At 72.0% G+C, this 2,418-nt stretch carries 2 protein-coding genes and 1 pseudogene; all 3 read right to left on the reverse strand.

All coding sequences use genetic code 11. The features are described from left to right. Positions 1–287: pseudogene (locus tag AB0I76_RS27760) on the reverse strand (primosomal protein N'); the annotation flags it as partial. Positions 288–352: 65 nt separating this feature from the next. Beyond that, on the reverse strand, positions 353–1,546 hold the full coding sequence (metK, locus tag AB0I76_RS27765; RefSeq protein WP_357041446.1) for a methionine adenosyltransferase: 1,194 nt from the start codon (positions 1,544–1,546) through the stop codon (positions 353–355). A gap of 89 nt (positions 1,547–1,635) precedes the next feature. After that, the coding region (locus tag AB0I76_RS27770) for a phosphopantothenoylcysteine decarboxylase (protein ID WP_357041449.1) at positions 1,636–2,418 on the reverse strand (783 nt) is incomplete at its 5' end.

The following is a 2,418-nucleotide window of genomic DNA, read 5'->3' on the forward strand; positions in this document are numbered from 1 at the left end:
GGCGGCACGGCGAGGCGGAGCACGTCGGCGAGGCTGCCGGCGTACCGGTCGGCGACCGCGCGGGCCAGGGCCGCGACCTCCGGCGCGAGCACCGGCTCCGGCGAAACGACCTTCTCCAGGTACGCGAGCCGCCCGGTGTGCCCCGAGTCGTCCGCCCGTTCCAGCAGCCACCCGTCCACGAGTTGCCCCGCGAAGCGGACCTTCACCCGGGTGCCCGGCACCGCCTCGGCGTCCAGTTCGGCGGGCACCAGGTAGTCGAACGGCCGGTCCAGGTGGGCCAGGGGCACGTCGACGCAGACACGAGCGACCGGCGACCCGTCCGCGGGTTGCCGGTCGCTGCGCCTGGTGCCGGTCAGGCTCCCGCGGCCGACTTGAGGTCGGCGGCCCGGTCGGTGCTCTCCCACGTCAGGTCCGGCAGCTCCCGGCCGAAGTGCCCGTACGCGGCGGTCTGGGCGTAGATCGGCCGGAGCAGGTTCAGGTCCCGGATGATGGCGGCGGGACGCAGGTCGAACACCTCCGTCACGGCCTTCTCGATGGACGACACCGGCACGGTCTCCGTGCCGAAGGTCTCGATGAACAGGCTCACCGGGTGCGCCTTGCCGATCGCGTACGCGACCTGCGCCTCGCACCGCTCCGCCAGGCCGGCGGCGACGACGTTCTTCGCCACCCACCGCATCGCGTACGCGGCCGAACGGTCCACCTTCGACGGGTCCTTGCCCGAGAAGGCGCCACCACCGTGCCGCGCGTACCCGCCGTAGGTGTCGACGATGATCTTCCGGCCGGTCAGGCCGGCGTCACCCATCGGACCACCGATCTCGAAGCGGCCGGTCGGGTTCACCAGCAGCCGGTAGCCCTCGGTGTCCAGGCCCAGGCTCTCCAGCTCCGGGGCGATGACGTGCTCGCGCACGTCCGGCGTGAGCAGCGAGTCCAGGGAGATGTCCGCGGCGTGCTGGCTGGAGACCACGACGGTGTTGAGGCGGACCGGGCGCAGGCCCTCGTACTCGATGGTGACCTGCGTCTTCCCGTCCGGCCGCAGGTACGGGATCGTCCCGTCCTTGCGCACCGCGGACAGCCGGCGGGCCAGCCGGTGGGCCAGGGCGATCGGCAACGGCATCAGCTCGGGAGTCTCCGAGCAGGCGAACCCGAACATCATGCCCTGGTCGCCCGCACCCTGTGCGTCCAACGCGCTCTCCGACGCGCCGGTACGCAGCTCGAAGGCGTTGTCGACCCCCTGCGCGATGTCCGGCGACTGCGCTCCGATCGAGACGCTGACACCGCAGGACGCCCCGTCGAAGCCCTTCTTCGACGAGTCGTAACCGATGCCGAGGATGGTCTCCCGGACGATGGTGGGGATGTCGGCGTACGCCTTGGTGGTGACCTCGCCGGCGACGTGCACCTGGCCGGTGGTGATGAGGGTTTCCACCGCCACCCGGCTGTGCGGGTCCTGCGCGAGCAGGGCGTCGAGGATGCCGTCGCTGATCTGGTCGGCGATCTTGTCCGGGTGGCCTTCCGTGACCGATTCGGACGTGAAGAGGCGGCGTGTCACGGCACTCCTAGGGTATGGAAAAGTCGTTCCGCGGAAGTGTAGTCACCGCGCTGCGGAGAGCGGGGGCTGGTCGTGTCGAAGTCCAACGGTCAGGAACGACCGGCCAACCGCGTCACGACCAGGTCCCAGACGCCGTCGGCGAGGTCCTCCTTGGACTGCTCGGGCATCCGGCTGACCGAGCCGTCCGCGCCGATGACGGTCGCCGCGTTGGTCTCGGCGCCGAAGACCTTGTCCGGGCCGACCTCGTTGATGACGATGAGGTCCGCCCGCTTGCGGGCGAGCTTGGCCCGGCCGTTGGCCTCCGCGTCGCCGGTCTCGGCGGCGAACACCACCAGCACCTGCTCCGGTCGACGACGCTGGCCCAGCTCGGCGGCGATGTCCGGGTTGGTGACGAGCTCGATGGTGGGCGTGCTGCCGTCGTCCGACTTCTTGATTTTGCCAGGCGCGTAGGTCGCCGGACGGAAATCGGCGGGAGCGGCCGCCATCACCACGACGTCGGCGCGCTCGGCGGCGGCGAGGGTGGCGTCGCGCAGCTCGGCGGTGGTGCCCACGCGCACCAGGTCCACGCCGGCCGGGTCGCGCAGCGCGACGTTGGCGGAGATCAGGGTGACGCGGGCGCCGCGGGCGACGGCGGAGCGGGCGAACGCGTAGCCCTGCTTGCCCGACGAGCGGTTGCCGAGGAAGCGCACCGGGTCCAGCGGCTCCCGGGTGCCTCCGGCGGTGACGACCACGTGCCGGCCGGCGAGGTCCGCGGGAGCGTGGACGCCCCGGGCCAGGGCCCGCCGGGCGACGGCGAAGATCTCCGCCGGGTCGGCGACGAGTTCGCGGACAAGCACGACAAGCAGGTCGACCAGGGCCTGGACAAGGCTGGC

The sequence above is a fragment of the Micromonospora sp. NPDC049799 genome (assembly GCF_040656655.1).
Lineage (GTDB): Bacteria > Actinomycetota > Actinomycetes > Mycobacteriales > Micromonosporaceae > Micromonospora.